The 17998-nt window shown below is 70.6% G+C and carries 20 protein-coding genes; 10 read left to right on the top strand and 10 right to left on the bottom strand.

Translation table 11 applies throughout. From position 1 onward, the window contains the following. The 5 genes from GT030_RS03290 to GT030_RS03310 all read right to left on the bottom strand — a co-directional run. Nucleotides 1-285: ATP-binding cassette domain-containing protein (locus tag GT030_RS03290; protein ID WP_161199744.1), on the bottom strand; the 285-nt coding region annotated here is incomplete at its 3' end. 66 nt (nt 286-351) lie between these two features. Beyond that, the gene (locus GT030_RS03295) at nt 352-828 is read right to left on the bottom strand and encodes a hypothetical protein (RefSeq protein WP_135790670.1); all 477 of its coding nucleotides are present in this window, start codon (nt 826-828) and stop codon (nt 352-354) included. A 350-nt stretch (nt 829-1178) separates the two neighbouring features. After that, on the bottom strand, nt 1179-1946 hold the full coding sequence (gene fabI, locus GT030_RS03300; protein ID WP_161199745.1) for an enoyl-ACP reductase FabI: 768 nt from the start codon (nt 1944-1946) through the stop codon (nt 1179-1181). Between the two features lie 5 nt (nt 1947-1951). After that, nucleotides 1952-2656, bottom strand: a complete 705-nt coding sequence (gene fabG, locus GT030_RS03305) for a 3-oxoacyl-[acyl-carrier-protein] reductase (protein WP_161199746.1) — start codon at nt 2654-2656, stop codon at nt 1952-1954. Nucleotides 2657-2815: 159 nt separating this feature from the next. Continuing rightward, nucleotides 2816-3253, bottom strand: a complete 438-nt coding sequence (locus GT030_RS03310; RefSeq protein WP_161199747.1) for an ATP-binding protein — start codon at nt 3251-3253, stop codon at nt 2816-2818. Between the two features lie 154 nt (nt 3254-3407). Between GT030_RS03310 and GT030_RS03315 the strand changes: the two genes are divergently transcribed. The 6 genes from GT030_RS03315 to tyrS all read left to right on the top strand — a co-directional run bounded on the left by GT030_RS03315 (nt 3408) and on the right by tyrS (nt 9678). Then, on the top strand, nt 3408-4253 hold the full coding sequence (locus tag GT030_RS03315) for a Scr1 family TA system antitoxin-like transcriptional regulator (protein ID WP_161199748.1): 846 nt from the start codon (nt 3408-3410) through the stop codon (nt 4251-4253). Next, complete coding sequence (locus GT030_RS03320; protein WP_161199749.1) at nt 4250-4450, top strand: DUF397 domain-containing protein; 201 nt, start codon at nt 4250-4252, stop codon at nt 4448-4450. The genes GT030_RS03315 and GT030_RS03320 overlap by 4 nt, the downstream gene beginning before the upstream one ends. Beyond that, nucleotides 4435-5367: a hydroxymethylbilane synthase gene (hemC, locus tag GT030_RS03325; protein ID WP_161199750.1), complete on the top strand. Its 933-nt coding sequence runs from the start codon at nt 4435-4437 to the stop codon at nt 5365-5367. Before GT030_RS03320 ends, hemC begins: the two co-directional genes overlap by 16 nt. A 71-nt stretch (nt 5368-5438) precedes the next feature. Further along, nucleotides 5439-6962, top strand: coding sequence for a TldD/PmbA family protein (locus GT030_RS03330; RefSeq protein ID WP_161199751.1), 1524 nt, complete (start codon nt 5439-5441; stop codon nt 6960-6962). Continuing rightward, on the top strand, nt 6959-8353 hold the full coding sequence (locus GT030_RS03335) for a TldD/PmbA family protein (protein ID WP_161199752.1): 1395 nt from the start codon (nt 6959-6961) through the stop codon (nt 8351-8353). Before GT030_RS03330 ends, GT030_RS03335 begins: the two co-directional genes overlap by 4 nt. 56 nt (nt 8354-8409) lie before the next feature. Then, nucleotides 8410-9678, top strand: coding sequence for a tyrosine--tRNA ligase (tyrS, locus tag GT030_RS03340; protein ID WP_161199753.1), 1269 nt, complete (start codon nt 8410-8412; stop codon nt 9676-9678). 60 nt (nt 9679-9738) lie between these two features. Here the strand turns inward: tyrS and GT030_RS03345 are convergent, their stop codons facing one another. Further along, nucleotides 9739-10032, bottom strand: coding sequence for a GlsB/YeaQ/YmgE family stress response membrane protein (locus GT030_RS03345; RefSeq protein WP_161199754.1), 294 nt, complete (start codon nt 10030-10032; stop codon nt 9739-9741). A gap of 240 nt (nt 10033-10272) precedes the next feature. Between GT030_RS03345 and GT030_RS03350 the strand changes: the two genes are divergently transcribed. Together GT030_RS03350 and GT030_RS03355 are read left to right on the top strand one after the other, a co-directional pair. Further along, nucleotides 10273-10665, top strand: a complete 393-nt coding sequence (locus GT030_RS03350) for a DUF3099 domain-containing protein (protein ID WP_161199755.1) — start codon at nt 10273-10275, stop codon at nt 10663-10665. A gap of 267 nt (nt 10666-10932) precedes the next feature. Beyond that, nucleotides 10933-11151 (top strand): hypothetical protein, encoded by a 219-nt coding sequence (locus tag GT030_RS03355; RefSeq protein ID WP_161199756.1) that lies wholly within the window; start codon nt 10933-10935, stop codon nt 11149-11151. On the opposite strand, the gene moaA is transcribed toward GT030_RS03355, so the two are convergent. The 3 genes from moaA to GT030_RS03370 form a co-directional block, all read right to left on the bottom strand. Continuing rightward, entirely contained in the window at nt 11134-12123 is a 990-nt protein-coding gene (gene moaA, locus GT030_RS03360; protein WP_346009548.1) for a GTP 3',8-cyclase MoaA, read from the bottom strand. The genes GT030_RS03355 and moaA overlap by 18 nt on opposite strands. Before the next feature lie 169 nt (nt 12124-12292). Then, nucleotides 12293-13936, bottom strand: coding sequence for a cation acetate symporter (locus GT030_RS03365; protein ID WP_161199758.1), 1644 nt, complete (start codon nt 13934-13936; stop codon nt 12293-12295). Then, nucleotides 13933-14283 (bottom strand): DUF485 domain-containing protein, encoded by a 351-nt coding sequence (locus GT030_RS03370; protein ID WP_161199759.1) that lies wholly within the window; start codon nt 14281-14283, stop codon nt 13933-13935. The genes GT030_RS03365 and GT030_RS03370 overlap by 4 nt, the downstream gene beginning before the upstream one ends. 287 nt (nt 14284-14570) lie before the next feature. On the opposite strand from GT030_RS03370, the gene GT030_RS03375 reads away from it, so the two are divergent. Together GT030_RS03375 and GT030_RS03380 are read left to right on the top strand one after the other, a co-directional pair. Further along, on the top strand, nt 14571-16112 hold the full coding sequence (locus GT030_RS03375; RefSeq protein ID WP_161199760.1) for a S8 family serine peptidase: 1542 nt from the start codon (nt 14571-14573) through the stop codon (nt 16110-16112). A 53-nt stretch (nt 16113-16165) separates the two neighbouring features. Continuing rightward, on the top strand, nt 16166-17551 hold the full coding sequence (locus GT030_RS03380; protein WP_202459636.1) for a CoA transferase: 1386 nt from the start codon (nt 16166-16168) through the stop codon (nt 17549-17551). 4 nt (nt 17552-17555) lie between these two features. On the opposite strand, the gene GT030_RS03385 is transcribed toward GT030_RS03380, so the two are convergent. Beyond that, the coding region (locus GT030_RS03385; RefSeq protein ID WP_161199761.1) for a zinc-binding dehydrogenase at nt 17556-17998 on the bottom strand (443 nt) is incomplete at its 5' end.

Raw genomic sequence — 17998 nt, forward strand, 5'->3', positions numbered from 1 at the left:
GCGGGCGGTCAGCCGGGGGACCGACTCGATGCGCTGCGGCAGCCACGCGATGCGCCGACGGTATTCAGCGAGGTCACCACGCCGGCCCGTCCTCCGCCTGCCGTACGCGACGGTGCCGGAACGCGGCAGCAGCACGGAAGCGGCCAGGGACAGGACCGTCGACTTGCCCGCCCCGTTCGGGCCGAGGAACACGGTCCGGCCAGGCGGAAAGACGAAGGTGAAGTCGTGGATGACCGGACTGCGGCGTCGATAGCCGAAGGCAGCCGAGTGGAAGCCGATGGGCATGGCGCATGCTCTCTGACGGTGGAAAAAGCCCGCACCGGATCGGTGCGGGCCCTCTTACTCCTCAAATCACCACATGTGAACGCGCGACGCGCTGAGCGTCGGCCCACTGCCACTGCTCGTGGTTCCGTTCACTGCCTTGATCTGGAAGAAGAGGTCATCGCCCTTGCGCCCGGTCCACTCACCGTGGGACTGACCTCCGTCGAAGCAGGCGGTGAAGGTCTTCTCCTCCCAATACTCATTCGGGGTGGTGTAGTTGTAGTTGATGAGCTGAACCTTGGTCGACTCGTTCACCAAGCCGTGGTCCGAGGTTCTGCAGTCGAAGAAGTCGATGATCGTCGGGGCCGACCCGATGTCGGTCTTGCTGGACTGGAAGCCCGGCCGCACACCCGAGAGGTAGCTGTCGATGGCCTGGATGGACACTCCGCCCCGCGCCTTGCTCCCATAGGCGTCCTCGGCGGACGCTGCGGGTGCGGCTGCGAGCGGCAGGACGGCGGCGCAGGCCACGACTGCGGCAACCTTGCTTATATTGAGGGAAGAACGCATGGATCACTCCTGGTGTGATGGCGTTCGCGAGGCCGGATTCGACCTCGCCGCCTCTCCGGGAGTGCGACCCGGAGGGGCACCCCAGCTTCACCCGTTTTTCACAGGCCGCGAAAGCGAATCATGATCACCGTGATCGATTCGCGACCAAGTCCAGGTAAAATACGCGTAGTTATTCGGACAAGGGACCACCAGCAAACGCCAAGTCGCCCTGGCGATCGGCCTCTTGGAGGCGTCCGCTCCCCCTGGACGTGTGAACGCGTGCCCCCTGAGCTGCTTCGAATGCCCCCCTGTACGACCGCGAGGCCCGCACCCCTTGAAGGGATGCGGGCCTCGCGCACGTGCGGGGGCGGTCAGGCGCCGATGGCGTGAAGGCCGCCGTCCACGTGGATGATCTCGCCGGTGGTCTTGGGGAACCAGTCGCTGAGGAGGGCGACGACGCCCTTGCCGGCGGGCTCCGGGTCCTTGAGGTCCCACTCCAGCGGGGAGCGGGAGTCCCAGACCGAGGCCAGGTCGGCGAAGCCGGGGATGGACTTGGCGGCCATGGAGCCGATCGGGCCCGCGGAGATGAGGTTGCAGCGGATGTTCTGCTTGCCCAGGTCGCGCGCCATGTAGCGGTTGGTGGCCTCCAGGGCGGCCTTGGCCGGGCCCATCCAGTCGTACTGCGGCCAGGCGTACTGCGCGTCGAAGGTGAGGCCGACGACCGAGCCGCCGTTCTGCATCAGCGGCAGGCAGGCCATGGTCAGCGACTTCAGGGAGAAGGCGGAGACGTGCATGGCGGTGGCGACCGACTCGAACGGGGTGTTCAGGAAGTTGCCGCCGAGGGCGTCCTGCGGGGCGAAGCCGATGGAGTGGACGATGCCGTCGAGGCCGCCCAGCTCCTCGCCGACGATGTCGGCCAGGCGCGCGAGGTGCTCCTCGTTGGTGACGTCCAGCTCGATGACCTTCGCCGGCTTCGGCAGCTTCCTGGCGATGCGCTCGGTCAGCGTGGGCCGCGGGAACGCGGTCAGGATGATCTCGGCGCCCTGCTCCTGGGCCAGCTTGGCGACGTGGAAGGCGATGGAGGACTCCATCAGCACGCCCGTGACCAGGATGCGCTTGCCCTCGAGAATTCCGCTCATGGTGTTCAGTGACCCATTCCCAGTCCGCCGTCAACGGGAATGACGGCTCCAGTGATGTACGAGGCGTCGTCCGAGGCGAGGAACTTCACCGCCGCGGCCACCTCCTCCGGCTCGGCGTACCGGCCGAGCGGCACCTGCGACACGATGCCCTTGCGCTGCTCGTCGGTGAGCGCCTTGGTCATGTCGGTGTCGACGAAGCCGGGGGCGACGACGTTGAAGGTGATGTTGCGCGAGCCCAGCTCACGGGCGAGCGAGCGCGCGAAGCCGACCAGCGCGGCCTTGGACGCGGCGTAGTTCGCCTGCCCCGCCGAGCCCAGCAGGCCGACGACCGAGGAGATCAGGACGACACGGCCCTTCTTGGCCCGCAGCATGCCCCGGTTGGCCCGCTTGACCACCCGGAAGGTGCCGGTGAGGTTGGTGTCGATGACCGAGGTGAAGTCCTCCTCGGACATGCGCATCAGAAGCTGGTCCTTGGTGACGCCGGCGTTGGCGATCAGGACCTCGACGGGGCCGTGCAGCTCCTCGATCTCCTTGTACGCCTGCTCGACCTGCTCGGCGTCGGTGATGTCGCACTTGACGGCGAGGAAGCCCGCCGGGGGCTCGCCCGAGCGGTACGTGATGGCGACCTTGTCGCCGGCGTCGGCGAAGGCGCGGGCGATGGCGAGGCCGATGCCCCGGTTGCCTCCGGTGACGAGAACCGAGCGGCTCAACGGATCACCCTTTCATCAGCGGTCTACAACGTTCCGACAATCCGCCCGGGCACCCTCGTGACGGGCCTGACAGGCGGCTTCCCAAGAAACCTATCGGTCCGTCCACGACCACGGACAATCGGGCACCGACAGTGACACATCCCTGCACCTGTCGGATTCCTACAGATCAGGACTCCCCGTCTCACACTCCGCCCATACGGTCTTGCCGGGGCCGGTGCGGGCGCTGGTGCCCCAGCGGGTGGCCACGGCGTCGATGAGGAGCAGGCCCCTGCCTCCCTCGGCCGTGGGGTCGTGGGCCGGGAGCTTCGGGTGGGCGGGGTGGGTGTCGGAGAGCTCGATCCTTACGGTGCCGTCCCGGTGGTGGAGGCGTAGCTCGAAGTCCCTTCCCGCTACGCGGCCGTGCAGGACGGCGTTGGCGGCGAGTTCGGCGACGATCAGGGCGACGGCCTCGGAGACGGGGGTGCCGTAGGGGTGGCCCCACTGGTCCAACTGGTGCACGGCCAAGCGGCGCGCGAGCCGGGCACCCCGCCGGGTGGCGGAGAAACGCTGAGCGAACGTACGTACGGTGACTGCCTCTTGGGCGGGCGTGGGCGACATGCGTCCAGCGTGGGGAGTCCCTACGGGGGGCCAACAGGAACGAAGCCCATACAACTCCGCTTGTCTCAGTGCACACTCTGGACTGGGTGGGTTACTCCGCGTGACGGTGGGTGGATCGGGCGAGTTGAGCGGGGAGCACGAAAGGTGGGCGGCGATGGCAGTGGAGCATGGCCGGGCGGGCGGTGGCGAGTCGGAAGCCTCGGACGGCTTGAAGATGTTCGGCGCCGTATTGAAGTCGCTGCGGGACCAAGGTCGCCTGACCCAGGAGGAGTTCGCGGTACAGGTGCGCTATTCGGCGCCCTACATCGCCAAGATCGAGCAGGGTAAACGGTTTCCTCCTGGGGACCTGCCGGCGCGGGTGGCACCCGTTCTGGGGGAAGACGCGGCGAAGGTACTGACTGCGGCGGCCAAGGCACTGACGAGGCGGTCCGGGCTGGCGTCCTGGTTCCAGCAGTGGGCGGGGATCGAGGAAGAGGCGATCTCCCTGTACGCCTACGAGTGCCGTGCGATTCCGGGGTTGTTGCAGCCGGAGGCGTATGCACGGGCGGTGTTCAAACACCAGCTCCCGCCGTGGACCGAGGAGCAGATCGACCACAAGGTGGCGGCTCGGCTGGAACGCCAGACGTTACTCGTCGACCGCCCGCACACCGCCTTCACGTTCATCGTCGAGCAGGCGATCCTGGACCGCCGCCTGGGCGGCCCCGAGGTGACCAGGGCTGTCGTCGACCACCTCTTGAGCGTGGGCCGACGGAACAACGTCGAGATCCAGATCATGCCTCGGCACAAGGAGGACCACTGCGGCGTCGACGGTCAGATGTACCTCGCCGAGACGCCCGGACATCAGTGGTTCGGCTACATCGAGGGCCACCGATCGAGCACCCTTCTCGCCCAGCCCGGCGAGGTGAGCGTCCTGCATCAGCGCTATGGCAAGCTGCGTTCCCAAGCCCTGGATTGCCGGGCTACGGTGGAGCTGCTGGAACACCTGCGAGGAGCGCTATGAGCACCACCCCTGGGCTGGACTGGTTCAAGAGCAGTCACAGCGGCGGAGACGGGGACAACTGTGTCGAGGTCGCCATGCGCCCCGGTGCCATCCACATCCGTGACTCCAAAGACACCCGTATCCAGCCCCTCGCCGTGGCGCCGGAGGCATGGGCCGCGTTCGTGGGCCGTATCGTGCCCTCATGCCCGGTGATCTGATTCGTATCGTTTCCCGCAACTCCCCCATGGCGCTCGCCCAAGTCGAGCGCGTGCGTGCGGAGTTGGCCGTACTGCACCCCCACGTCCGTACCGAGGTACTGCCGGTCACGACCACCGGTGACCGCTGGACGGGGGACCTTGCCCAGGTCGAGGGCAAGGGAGCCTTCACCAAGGAAGTGGACGCCGCTCTGCTGCGCGGGGACGCGGACCTCGCCGTGCACTGCATGAAGGACGTGCCCGGCGACCGCCCCATCCCGGCAGGGACCCGCTTCGCGGGATACCTCGCGCGCGACGACATCCGGGACGCCCTGGTCGATCCGCGGGGCCGCACCCTGGACCAGCTTCCGGCGGGGACCCGCATCGGCACCTCCTCCGTGCGCCGGGTCGCGCAGCTCGCCGCGTCCCACCCGCACCTGGACTGCGTGCCGATCCGGGGCAACGCCAACAAGCGGCTGGAGAAGATGGCGGCCGGGGAGGCGGACGCGCTGATCCTGGCCGTGTCCGGCCTGGAGCGCATCGGCCGGATGGACGCGGCCAGTGAGGTCCTCACGCTGGAGACCATGCTGCCCCCGATCGGCGCGGGCGTCCTCGCCCTTCAGTGCCGGGAGGACGACACCGAGACCGTCGACATCGTCAGCGACCTGGGCGACCCCGCCACCCACCGGGAGACCACCGCCGAGCGGATGCTGCTGCACGTCCTCCAGGGCCACTGCAACTCCCCCATCGCCGGGTACGCCCGTACCGAGCGCTCGGGTGAACTCTCGCTGCGTGCCGCCGTGTTCACGCCGGACGGCAAGACCGTGCTGCACGCGCACGAGTGGGCCGGCCGTCTCGACCCGGCCACGCTCGGCACGTCCGTCGCCGTCGCCCTGCTCCGCCAGGGTGCGCGGGAGCTGATCGACGGCATCGCCCACTGAGGCAAGAGGGACCGGGTCCCCGAGCGACGTATCCTCCTGAGCACCCCACCCCGTGCAGGAGGAACCCGCCCGTGGCTCAACACATCGACCCTTCCTTCCTGGCGCTCCCCCTGCGGGCCCTCGCCGACGCGGCTCTCGCCCGTGCGCGCGCCCTCGGGGCCGAGCACGCCGACTTCCGGCTGGAGCGGGTGCGCAGCGCCTCATGGCGGCTGCGGGACGGGCGCCCGTCGGGGTCCTCGGACACCACCGACCTGGGGTACGCGGTCAGGGTCGTGCACGGGGGCAGCTGGGGGTTCGCCTCGGGGGTGGACCTGACGATGGACGGCGCCGCCAAGGTCGCCTCGCAGGCGGTGGCGATGGCCAAGCTGTCCGCGCAGGTGATCAAGGCCGCCGGTTCGGACGAGCGCGTGGAGCTGGCCGACGAGCCCGTGCACGCCGACAAGACGTGGATCTCGTCGTACGACGTCGACCCCTTCACCGTGCCCGACGCGGACAAGTCCGCGCTGCTCGCGGACTGGAGCGGGCGGCTCCTCGCGGCACAGGGCGTCGACCACGTGGACGCCTCGCTGACCACCGTGCACGAGAACAAGTTCTACGCCGACACCGCCGGGACGGTCACCACCCAGCAGCGCGTCCGGCTGCACCCCGAGCTGACGGCCGTCTCCGTGGACGACTCCAGCGGCGAGTTCGACTCGATGCGCACCCTGGCCCCGCCGGCCGGCCGGGGCTGGGAGTACCTGACCGGCACCGGCTGGGACTGGGACGCCGAACTCGAACAGATCCCTGAGCGGCTGGCCGAGAAGATGCGCGCGCCCAGCGTGGAGCCGGGCCTGTACGACCTGGTCGTCGACCCCTCCAACCTGTGGCTCACCATCCACGAGTCCGTCGGCCACGCCACCGAACTGGACCGCGCCCTCGGTTACGAAGCCGCCTACGCGGGCACCTCGTTCGCCACCTTCGACCAGCTCGGCAAGCTCAAGTACGGCTCCGAGCTGATGAACGTCACCGGCGACCGCACCGCCGAACACGGCCTGGCGACCATCGGCTACGACGACGAGGGGGTTGCCGCGCAGTCCTGGGACCTGGTGAAGGACGGCACCCTCACCGGCTACCAACTCGACCGCCGCATCGCCAGGCTGACCGGCTTCGAGCGCTCCAACGGGTGCGCCTTCGCGGACTCCCCCGGCCATGTCCCGGTCCAGCGCATGGCCAACGTGTCGCTCAAGCCGGACCCGGCCGGGCTGTCCACCGAGGGGCTGATCGGCGGGGTGGACCGGGGCATCTACGTGGTCGGCGACCGGTCCTGGTCGATCGACATGCAGCGCTACAACTTCCAGTTCACCGGCCAGCGCTTCTTCCGCATCGAGAACGGGCGGATCACCGGGCAGCTCAGGGACGTCGCCTACCAGGCCAACACCACCGACTTCTGGGGCTCGATGGCCGCCGTCGGCGGCCCCCAGACCTATGTGCTGGGCGGCGCCTTCAACTGCGGCAAGGCCCAGCCCGGCCAGGTCGCCGCCGTCTCCCACGGCTGCCCCTCCGCCCTGTTCCGGGGCGTCAACATCCTCAACACCACGCAGGAGGCCGGGCGATGAGCGCGCGGACGAGCAAGCCGTACGAGATCGTCGAGCGGGCCCTCGCGCTGTCCCGGGCGGACGGCTGTGTGGTCATCGCGGACGAGGAGTCCAGCGCCAACCTGCGCTGGGCGGGCAACGCGCTCACCACCAACGGCGTGACCCGCGGCCGTACCCTCACCGTGATCGCCACCGTGGACGGGCAGCAAGGCACCGCCTCCGGCGTGGTCTCGCGGTCGGCGGTGACGGCGGCCGAGCTGGAGCCCCTGGTGCGGGCCGCCGAGGCCGCCGCACGGGCGGCCGGACCCGCCGAGGACGCCCAGCCGCTGGTCAGCGGGGTCCCGGACTCACCCGACTTCCGCGACGCGCCCGCCGAGACCTCCTCCACCGTCTTCGCGGACTTCGCCCCGGCACTCGGCGAGGCGTTCGCCCGTGCCCGGGCCGGCGGCCGCGAGCTGTACGGCTTCGCCAGCCACGAGACCGTCTCCACCTACCTCGGCACCTCCACCGGCCTGCGCCTCAGGCACGACCAGCCGACCGGCACCCTGGAGCTGAACGCCAAGTCCCCCGACCACACCCGCTCGGCCTGGGCCGGCCGCTCCACCCGTGACTTCAAGGACGTCGACCCCGGCGCCCTGGACACCGAGCTCGCCGAGCGCCTCGGCTGGGCCGAGCGCCGCGTGGAACTGCCGGCCGGGCGGTACGAGACCCTGCTGCCGCCGTCCGCCGTGGCCGACCTGCTGATCTACCAGCTCTGGTCCGCCTCCGGCCGGGACGCCGACGAGGGGCGCACGGTGTTCTCCAAGCCGGGCGGCGGCACCCGTACCGGCGAGCGGCTCAGCGAGCTGCCGCTGACCCTGCGCAGCGACCCCGACGAGCCGGGCCTGGGCTGCGCGCCCTTCGTCGTCGCGCACTCCTCCGGCGGCGACCGCTCGGTCTTCGACAACGGGCTGCCGGTACGCGCCACCGACTGGATCAAGGACGGTGTCCTCGACCACCTCACCACCACCCGGCACAGCGCGGCCCTGACCGGGCTGCCGCTCGCCCCGGCGATGGACAACCTGATCCTGGACGGCGGCGGCGACCGCTCGCTCGCGGACATGGTCGCGGCCACCGAGCGCGGTCTGCTGCTGACCTGCCTCTGGTACATCCGGGAGGTCGACCCGGCGACCCTGCTGCTCACCGGCCTCACCCGCGACGGCGTCTACCTGGTGGAGAACGGCGAGGTCACCGGCCAGGTGAACAACTTCCGGTTCAACGAGTCGCCGGTCGGGGTGCTCGGCCGGGCCGCCGAGGCGGGCCGCACCGAGCAGACCCTGCCCCGCGAGTGGAGCGACTGGTTCACCCGGGCCGCGATGCCCGCGCTCCGCGTCCCGGAATTCAATATGAGCTCTGTCAGCCAGGGCGTATAACCTCGTACTCGGTTGTCACCCGACCGCCGCAGGATCATCTAGGAGACACGAGAACCGTGACGGACATCGTCGACGAACTGAAGTGGCGTGGGCTGATCGCCCTCTCCACCGACGAGGACGCATTGCGCAAGGCGTTCGCGGACGGTCCTGTCACGTTCTATTGCGGCTTCGACCCGACCGCGCCCAGCCTGCACCTCGGCAACCTGGTCCAGATCCTCACCATGCGCCGCATCCAGGACGCGGGCCACCGCCCGCTGGGCCTGGTCGGCGGGGCCACCGGTCTGATCGGCGACCCCAAGCCCACCGCCGAGCGCACGCTGAACGCGCCGGAGATCGTCGGCCAGTGGGTGGAGCGGCTGCGCGCGCAGATCCAGCCGCTGCTCGACTTCGAGGGTCCGAACGCGGCCGTGATGGTCAACAACCTGGACTGGACCCAGGGGATGTCGGCCATCGAGTTCCTGCGGGACATCGGCAAGCACTTCCGGGTCAACAAGATGATCGCCAAGGAGGCCGTCTCCCGCCGGCTGAACTCCGACGCGGGCATCAGCTACACCGAGTTCAGCTACCAGATCCTCCAGGGCATGGACTTCCTGGAGCTGTACCGGCGCTACGGCTGCACGCTGCAGACCGGCGGCAGCGACCAGTGGGGCAACCTCACCTCGGGCACCGACCTGATCCACCGGGTCGAGCCGGACGCGGTGGTCCACGCGCTGGGCACCCCGCTGATCACCAAGGCGGACGGCACCAAGTTCGGCAAGACCGAGTCGGGCACCGTCTGGCTCGACCCGGAGATGACCACGCCGTACGCCTTCTACCAGTTCTGGCTGAACGCGGACGACCGGGACGTCTCCAAGTTCCTGCGGATCTTCAGCTTCAAGTCCCGCGAGGAGATCGCGGAGCTGGAGCGGCTGACCGAGGAGCGTCCGCAGGCCCGTGCCGCGCAGCGCGCGCTCGCGGAGGAGCTGACGACGCTGGTGCACGGCGCCGAGCAGACGGCCGCCGTGGTCGCCGCGTCCAAGGCGCTGTTCGGCCAGGGCGAGCTTTCCGAGCTGGACGAGGCGACGCTCGCCGCCGCGCTCTCCGAGCTGCCGCACATCCAGGTCGCGGAACTGGGCCCGGTGGTGGACCTGCTCGCCGAGGTGGGTCTCGTGGCCAGCAAGTCGGCCGCGCGGCGCACGGTGAAGGAGGGCGGGGCCTACGTGAACAACGTCAAGGTCGCCGGCGAGGACGCCGTCCCGGCCGCCGAGGAGCTGCTGCACGGGCGCTGGCTGGTGCTGCGCCGGGGCAAGAAGAACCTGGCGGCGGTCGAGGTCACGGGCGCCTGAGACACCGGGAGAGGGCGGCTTCCCTTCGCCGGGAGGCCGCCCTCTGCCGTACCCGCTGTGTCACACCCGTTCGTCGTACTTGCGCTTGCGGCGCTTGCCGAGGGTCGCGGTGTAGAGCATGTCGACGAAGAACACGATGATGATGGCGGCGACGAGCTGGAAGATGTGCCTGCTCCAGTCGATGCCGCGTGTCTCCGCCACCCCGAGGCCGCGCGCGACGGCGTTGCCCGCCAGGGCGCCCAGGATGCCGCAGATGGTGGTCAGCCACAGGGGGCTGTGCTGCTTGCCGGGAATGATCGCCTTGGCGAGCAGGCCCAGCACGAATCCCACGATGATCGCCCACAGCCAGCCCATGGCGGCCTCCTCGTCCGGTCCGACCTGATCGATCCGCTCGTCCTGGCCAGTCTGGGCGCGCCCCGGCCGCCCCGCATGCCGGAGCCACCCGGACGGTGGACGTTCCCGCAGGCCCGACGGCGCCCCTGTATCGAACGCGGCGGCCCGGCGGCGTACCGTTGGAGGGGTGTCCCGGTCCGGTTCGGACCCGGACGCGGCTTCTGGGCCGGGGTTGGACCCATGCGGGCGGATGGTGGACTGATGGGCAAGCAGCGTGGCGAGGTTTTCCGGATCACCGGCGCCCGGACCGGCCTGGCCGAGGACGTGCGGGGCCGGCAGCGGCGGTACGTGATCTCGATGTCGATCCGGACGGTGTCCGTGATCCTGGCCGCGTCCCTGTGGAACGTGGAGCGGTACGTCGCCATCGTGGCGCTGGTGCTGGGCGCCGCGCTGCCGTACATCGCGGTGGTGATCGCAAACGCGGGGCGGGAACGGCCGCAGTCGCTGCCGTCGACCTTCGTCGTCATGCCGTCCAAGCCGATGATCACACCGCCCCGTGACGAAGAGTCAGCGGGTCGGTCGGATTCCGGCCCGGAACAGGCATCGTCCCGGCCGGGGGCGGAGTGGCGGGAGAAACGTTCCGACCGCGCCTGAGCAGCGCGGGATTGGAGAAAGCGGAAGGCGACTTCCCGCCAAGCTCAAGAAAAGCTCAGTTGAATCGTGCTGTTCTTGTGCCGGTCGGCCAGTGGTGCGTGACATACTGCGTACGCGCTCCGCATCCCCCGTCGGAGCGACAGACCGACGCCGGGCAGCTCCCCCCGTGGCTGCTCGGCGTCGCCTTGTTCGCAGCCGTTTTCGCGCGAATTCGCTCCGTTCCCACCGCGGGAATTCCCCTCCGCCCGCCTCTGCGAGAATCTTCCCGTGAGTGAGACACCGATCTGTTCCGCGAAGGGCTGCCGGGCAGACGCCACCTGGGTGCTGGCGTGGAACAACCCGAAGATCCACACCCCTGAGCGGCGCAAGACCTGGATCGCCTGCGAGGAACACCGCGAGCATCTGTCCCAGTTCCTCGGCGTGCGCGGCTTCCTGAAGGACGTGGTCCCGCTCCGGGAGTGGGAGGACTCAGCCGCCGATCGCTGACATGGGGCGGTCGGGCTGGACGAAGGACGGGTCGTCGAGGCCCGCGCCCGCCTTCTTGCCCCACATCGCCTTGCGCCACAGCTCGGCGATCTCCTCGTCCCGCGCGCCGGAGCGCAGCAGGGCGCGCAGGTCGGTCTCCTCGGTGGCGAACAGACAGGTGCGTATCTGGCCGTCGGCGGTGAGCCGGGTGCGGTCGCAGGCCGCGCAGAACGGACGGGTCACCGAGGCGATCACGCCGACCCGCTGCGGGCCGCCGTCCACCAGCCAGCGCTCGGCCGGGGCCGAACCGCGCTCGCCCTCGCCCTCGGCGGTCAGCTCGAAGCGGGTGCGCAGGGAGGCGAGGATGTCCTGGGCGGTGACCATGCCCTCGCGCTTCCAGCCGTGCTGGGCGTCGAGCGGCATCTGCTCGATGAAACGGAGTTCGTACTCGTGCTCCAGCGCCCAGGCCAGCAGGTCCGGGGCCTCGTCCGCGTTCAGGCCCGGCATCAGGACCGAGTTGACCTTGACCGGGGTGAGGCCCGCGTCGGAGGCGGCGCGGAGGCCGTCCAGTACGTCCTGGTGGCGGTCGCGCCGGGTGAGGGTCTTGAAGACGTCGGGGCGCAGGGTGTCCAGCGAGACGTTGACCCGGTCGAGTCCGGCCTGCTTCAGGGCGGCGGCGGTGCGCTTGAGGCCGATGCCGTTGGTCGTGATCGACATCCGGGGACGCGGCTCAAGCGCCGCGACGCGCTCCACGATGCCGACCAGGCCGGGGCGGAGCAGAGGCTCGCCGCCGGTGAAGCGGACCTCTTCGATGCCGAGGTGGGTCACCGCGAGGTCGATCAGGCGGACGATCTCGTCGTCCGTGAGCAGGTCCGGCTTGGCCAGCCACTGCAGACCCTCCTCGGGCATGCAGTAGGTGCAGCGCAGATTGCACCGGTCGGTCAGTGAAACCCTCAGGTCGGTGGCCACCCGGCCGTAGGTGTCGATGAGCACGTGGGCCCCCTCCCTCGTCCCGGACCGCTCGTCTTCTGTCATCTGCGAGCCTACGCGAGACCTCGGACATCGACAGCAGCTGATTCCCCGGCCCGGTACGGACGCGGCCGCGCCGCGCGGGTGTCCTGCCCCCGCGCGGCGCGGCCGTGAGGTGTGCCGGGCGGCCGGCTCAGTGCGCCCCGGTGCCGGTCAGGGACCGTACCTCCAGCTCGGCGTACTTCTCCGCGTCCGGGACCTCCTTGGACAGCAGGGTGCCGACCGCGCCCAGCAGGAAGCCGACCGGGATCGAGATGATGCCGGGGTTCTCCAGCGGGAACCAGTGGAAGTCGACGTCGGGGAACATCGAGGTCGGCTTGCCGGAGACCACCGGGGAGAACAGCACCAGGCCGACCGCGGTGACCAGGCCGCCGTAGATCGACCACAGGGCGCCGGAGGTGGTGAACCGCTTCCAGAACAGGCTGTAGAGGATGGTCGGCAGGTTGGCCGACGCGGCGACCGCGAAGGCCAGCGCCACGAGTCCGGCCACGTTCAGGTCGCGGGCGAGGGCACCGAGCACGATGGAGACGGCGCCGATGCCGACGGTGGCGTACCGGGCGGCGTTGATCTCCTGCTTCTCGGTGGCCCGGCCCTTCTTGATGACGTTGGCGTAGATGTCGTGGGCGAAGGACGAGGACGAGGCCAGGGTGAGGCCGGCGACGACCGCGAGGATCGTGGCGAAGGCGACGGCGGAGATGCTGGCCAGCAGGATGGCGCCCCAGTTGGAGTCCACTCCCCCGAGGTGCAGGGCGAGCAGGGGGGCCGCGGTGTTGCCCGCCTTGTTGGAGGCGATGATCTCCTCGGGCTTGATCAGCGCGGCGGCGCCGAAGCCCAGGGCGAGGGTCATCAGATAGAAGGCGCCGATCAGGCCGATGGCCCAGATCACCGACTTCCGGGCCGCCTTGGCGGTGGGGACCGTGTAGAAGCGGATCAGGATGTGCGGCAGGCCCGCGGTGCCCAGGACCAGGGCGATGCCGAGCGAGATGAAGTCCAGCTTGGAGGTGCCGGTGGCGCCGTACTTCAGGCCGGGCTCCAGGAACGCCTTGCCCTTGCCGCTGTTGTCGGCGGCCGAGCCCAGCAGGTCGGAGACGTTGAAGTCGAACTTGAGCAGCACCAGGAAGGTCAGCAGAATGGCGCCCGCGATGAGGAGGACGGCCTTGACCATCTGGACCCAGGTGGTGCCCTTCATGCCGCCGATGGTGACGTACACGATCATCAGGACGCCGACCAGGGCGACGATGCCGATCTTGCCGCTGTCGCTGGTGATGCCGAGCAGCAGGGAGACCAGGACACCGGCGCCGGCCATCTGCGCGAGCAGGTAGAAGATCGACACCACGATGGTGGAGGTGCCCGCGGCGGTGCGCACCGGGCGCTGGCGCATCCGGTAGGCCAGCACGTCGCCCATGGTGTAGCGGCCGGAGTTGCGCAGCGGCTCGGCGACCAGGAGCAGGGCGACCAGCCAGGCGACCAGGAAGCCGATGGAGTACAGGAAGCCGTCGTAGCCGAACAGGGCGATGGCGCCCGCGATGCCGAGGAAGGACGCGGCGGACATGTAGTCGCCGGAGACGGCGAGTCCGTTCTGGAAGCCGGTGAACTGGCGGCCGCCCGCGTAGAAGTCGGCGGCGTCCTTGGTCTGGCGGCCCGCCCAGACGGTGATGACCAGGGTCGCGGCGACGAAGACCGCGAACAGGGAGATGATCAGACCTCTGTGCTCACTGGCCTCGCCGGCCGCGAGCCAGGTGTGCTGGGCGGCGATCGTGTGCTGAGCGGGGATCATGCGCCGCCCTCCATCCGGGACTTGATGGCCTCGGCCCTGGGGTCGAGCTTGGCGGCCGCGTGCCGCGCGTACCACCACGCGATGAGGAACGTGGTGAGGAACTGGGCGAGACCCAGCACGAGGGCCACGTTGATGTTCCCGGCGATCTCGGTGCCCATGAATCCGCCCGCGTAGCAGGAGAGCAGCACGTAGAGCAGGTACCAGGCGATGAAGGCGATCGTCAGGGGGAAGGCGAACGAGCGGTGGGCGCGGCGCAGTTCACCGAACTCCGCGCTCGCCTGCGCCTCGGTGAACTCCTCGGGGGAAGGAAGTTGGTGCTTCGCGGGGGGCGGTGTCTCGGTCGCCACTCAAGGTCTCCTCGCGTCACGGACGGGCGGTTGCCGACCTCACTGGTACGGAGATCACGTTACCGGGCGTCAACACGCGACTCCCCGTGGTGATCTTCCGGGGGGCGCGATCCGGCCGTGCCCCTCGTTGACGCACACGGCCCGGCGCCGACGCCGGTTCACGCGGGTTCGGGGCTTTCGGAGTTCCGCGCCCGCGGGATAGCTTCACCTTGTTCCACCCGTCATGTACCTGCCCGAGCGCCACCCGTGCCTCGGGCGGTTCCGTTTCCGGATGATGTGGAGATCCCATGGCTCATCTGCGCTCCCGGCGCCGGTTCGCGCCGGCCGTCCCGGTCGTGCTGTCGCTGACCGCCTCGCTCGGCTTCCTGCCGACGGCGGCCTCGGCGGCCCCGTCCACGGCCCTGACGACGCGGGCGGCGGAGGGTCCGGCCACCACGTACGACGGCCCGAAGCTGTCCTACGTGGTCAACACGAGAACGGACCATCGCACGATCGAGTCGGTGCGCCGCGCGATAGGACGCAACGGCGGCACCGTCGTGGCCAGTTACGACCGTATCGGCGTCATCGTGGTGCACTCCGCGAACCCGGACTTCGCCACGTCGATCCGCAAGGTGTCCGGTGTCTCCTCGGCCGGGGCCACCCGCAACGCGCCGCTGCCCGCGCAGTCCACCACCGACCTGGGCGCGCCGAAGCCGCTGACGGCGGCGGAGCTGTCGAAGGCCAAGGCGGTGGACGGGCAGGACCCGTTGGAGCCGCTCCAGTGGGACCTGCCCGCCATCAAGGCGGACAAGGCCCATGAGAAGACGCTCGGCAGCAGCAAGGTGACGGTCGCCGTCATCGACACCGGCGTGGACGACACCCACCCGGACATCGCGCCCAACTTCGACCGGGCGGCCTCCGTCAACTGCGTCTCCGGCGCGCCGGACACGGCGGACGGTGCCTGGCGGCCCAGCGCCTCGGAGTCGCCGCACGGTACGCATGTCGCGGGTGAGATCGCGGGCGCCAAGAACGGCGTCGGCATCACGGGTGTGGCGCCGGGCGTGAAGGTGTCGGGCATCAAGGTGGGCAACCCGGACGGCTACTTCTACACCGAGGCCGTGGTCTGCGGGTTCGTGTGGGCGGCCGAGCACCACGTGGACGTCACCAACAACAGCTACTACACCGACCCGTGGTACTTCAACTGCACCGGCGACCCGGACCAGAAGGCCCTGGTGGACGCCATCACGCGGGCCACCCGGTACGCGGAGAGCAAGGGCACGGTCAACGTCGCGGCGGCCGGCAACGAGAACTACGACTTCGCCGCCGACTCGATCACCGACCCCTCCTCCCCCAACGACGGCACCCCCTCGGACCGGACCGTCGACCCGCGCAAGTGCTTCGACATACCCACCCAGCTCCCCGGTGTGGTGACGGTCGCGGCGACCGGCGCGAAGGGCATCAAGTCGTCGTTCTCCAACTACGGCCTGGGCACGATCGACATCGCGGCGCCCGGCGGCGACTCGACCGCCTACCAGACCCCGGCCCCGCCCGCGACCAGCGGCCTCATCCTGGGCCCGCTGCCCGGCGGCAAGTGGGGCTACATGGCCGGCACCTCGATGGCCTCCCCGCATGTCGCCGGTGTCGCCGCGCTGATCAAGTCGGTCCACCCGCACGCCCCCGCCGCGGCGGTGAAGGCCCTGCTGTACGCGGAGGCGACGGCCACCCCGTGCACCGACCCGTACGACATCAACAGTGACGGCAAGGTCGACGCGGTGTGCGAGGGCACGAAGAACCGCAACGGCTTCTACGGCTGGGGGATCGCGGACGCCCTGGCGGCGGTGACGCACTAGGGGACCTGGGGCGCCTTCTTGCCGGGCCGGGACCGCTCGTGGATAGTGCGGCCATGATCGATCCCATGATCAAGTCCGCCTGGGCCGCGCTGGGCGGCGACCACGCGCTGCTCGCCCGGCTGGCCTGCGTCGAGCGGCCCGGGGCCCTGATCGCCCGCTTTCCCGTGCAGCGGCTGGCGCGCGCGTGCGTGGGCACGTGCGCGCTGGCCGCCGCCGAACTGGGCGCGCTGCGGACCGGGCTGGGCACCGTGCCGCGCGCCGTGGTGGACGACGGCGCGGTCGTCACCGCCTTCCACAGCGAGCGGCTGCTGCGGATCGACGGCCGCGCCCCGGTCGGCTTCGCCCCGCTGTCCCGCTTCTGGCGGGCGGCGCACGGCTGGGTGCGCACCCACGCCAACTACCCGCACCACCGGCAGCGCCTCCTCGGTGCGCTGGGCCTGCCCGAGAACGCCGGCCCCGAGGACGTGGAACGGCTGCTTCTCGAACGCTCCGCCCTGGACATCGAGGAGACCGTGTACGCCGCCGGGGGCCTGGCGGTGGCCCTGCGCACCCCCGGACAGTGGGCGGCACATCCGCAGGGCGCCGAGGTGGCCCAGCGGCCGCTGGTGGAGCGCAGCCCGATCGGCGCGCCCTCGGCACGCCGACTCCCGCCTCTGGCAAGGGAGTCCGGCCCGCTGCTGCCCGCCGCCGGGTTGCGCGTCCTGGACCTCACCCGTGTCCTCGCCGGGCCCGTCGCCACCCGCACCCTCGCGCTGCTCGGCGCCGACGTGCTGCGCGTCGACGCACCCGGGCTGCCCGAACTGCCCGACCAGCACGCGGACACGGGCTTCGGGAAACGGTCCGCCACCCTCGAACTCATCGGCGACAGCACGGCGTTGAGCGACCTGCCGGCCTCCGCCGACGTGGTGGTCACCGGCTACCGCCCCGGCGCCCTCGACCGCTTCGGCCTCTCCCCCGAGGCCCTGGCCGAGCGGTACCCCGGCCTGATCGTCGCCCAGATCTCGGCGTGGGGCGCGTACGGGCCCCGGGGCGAGCGGCGCGGCTTCGACAGCCTGGTCCAGGTGGCGACCGGCGTCGCGGCCATCGAGGGCTCGACCATGGAGCCCGGCGCGCTGCCCGCCCAGGCCCTGGACCACGGATCGGGCTATCTGCTGGCCGCGGGCATCCTGCGGGCCCTGGTGGAACGCTCCCGCGACGGCCGGGGCCGTCTGGTGCGCCTCGCGCTCGCCCGGACCGCGCACTGGCTGACCGACGAGGCGGGGCGGGACCCATGTCCGGGCGGCCCGGACTACGAGGGCCCGGACGCGTGGCTGGCCGAACGGGACAGCCCGCTCGGCCGGTTGCGGTACGCCCGGCCCCCGGTGTCGTTCACCGGCGGGCCGGCCGACTGGGCCACTCCGCCCGTCGCCTGGGGGTCGAGCCCGGCCGCGTGGAGCTGACCGTTCAGCCGTTGGTGACGAGGACCTTCAGCGCCGTGCGCTCGTCCATCGCCCGGTAGCCGTCCGGGACGCCCTCGATGTCCACGGTCATGTCGAACACCGGGGAGGGGTCGACGGTGCCGTTCAGAACGTCGGGCAGCAGCTCGGGGATGTAGGTGCGGACCGGGGCGACGCCGCCGCGCAGGGCGATGTTGCGGTCGAACATGACGCTGAGGTCCAGGCCGGTGCCGCTGCCGTGGGGGACGCCGACGAAGCCGATGGCGCCGCCGTCGCGGGTGATGTTGACGGCGGTGCTCATGGACTGCTCGGTGCCGACCGCCTCGACGACGGCGTGCGCGCCCTGGCCACCGGTCAGCTCGCGGACGGCCGCGACCGCTTCCTCGCCGCGCGCCGCGACGACGTCGGTGGCGCCGAAGCGGCGGGCGATGTCGGTGCGCGTCTCGTGGC

The organism is Streptomyces sp. SID1328 (assembly GCF_009865595.1).
In the GTDB taxonomy this organism is placed as follows: domain Bacteria; phylum Actinomycetota; class Actinomycetes; order Streptomycetales; family Streptomycetaceae; genus Streptomyces; species Streptomyces griseoluteus.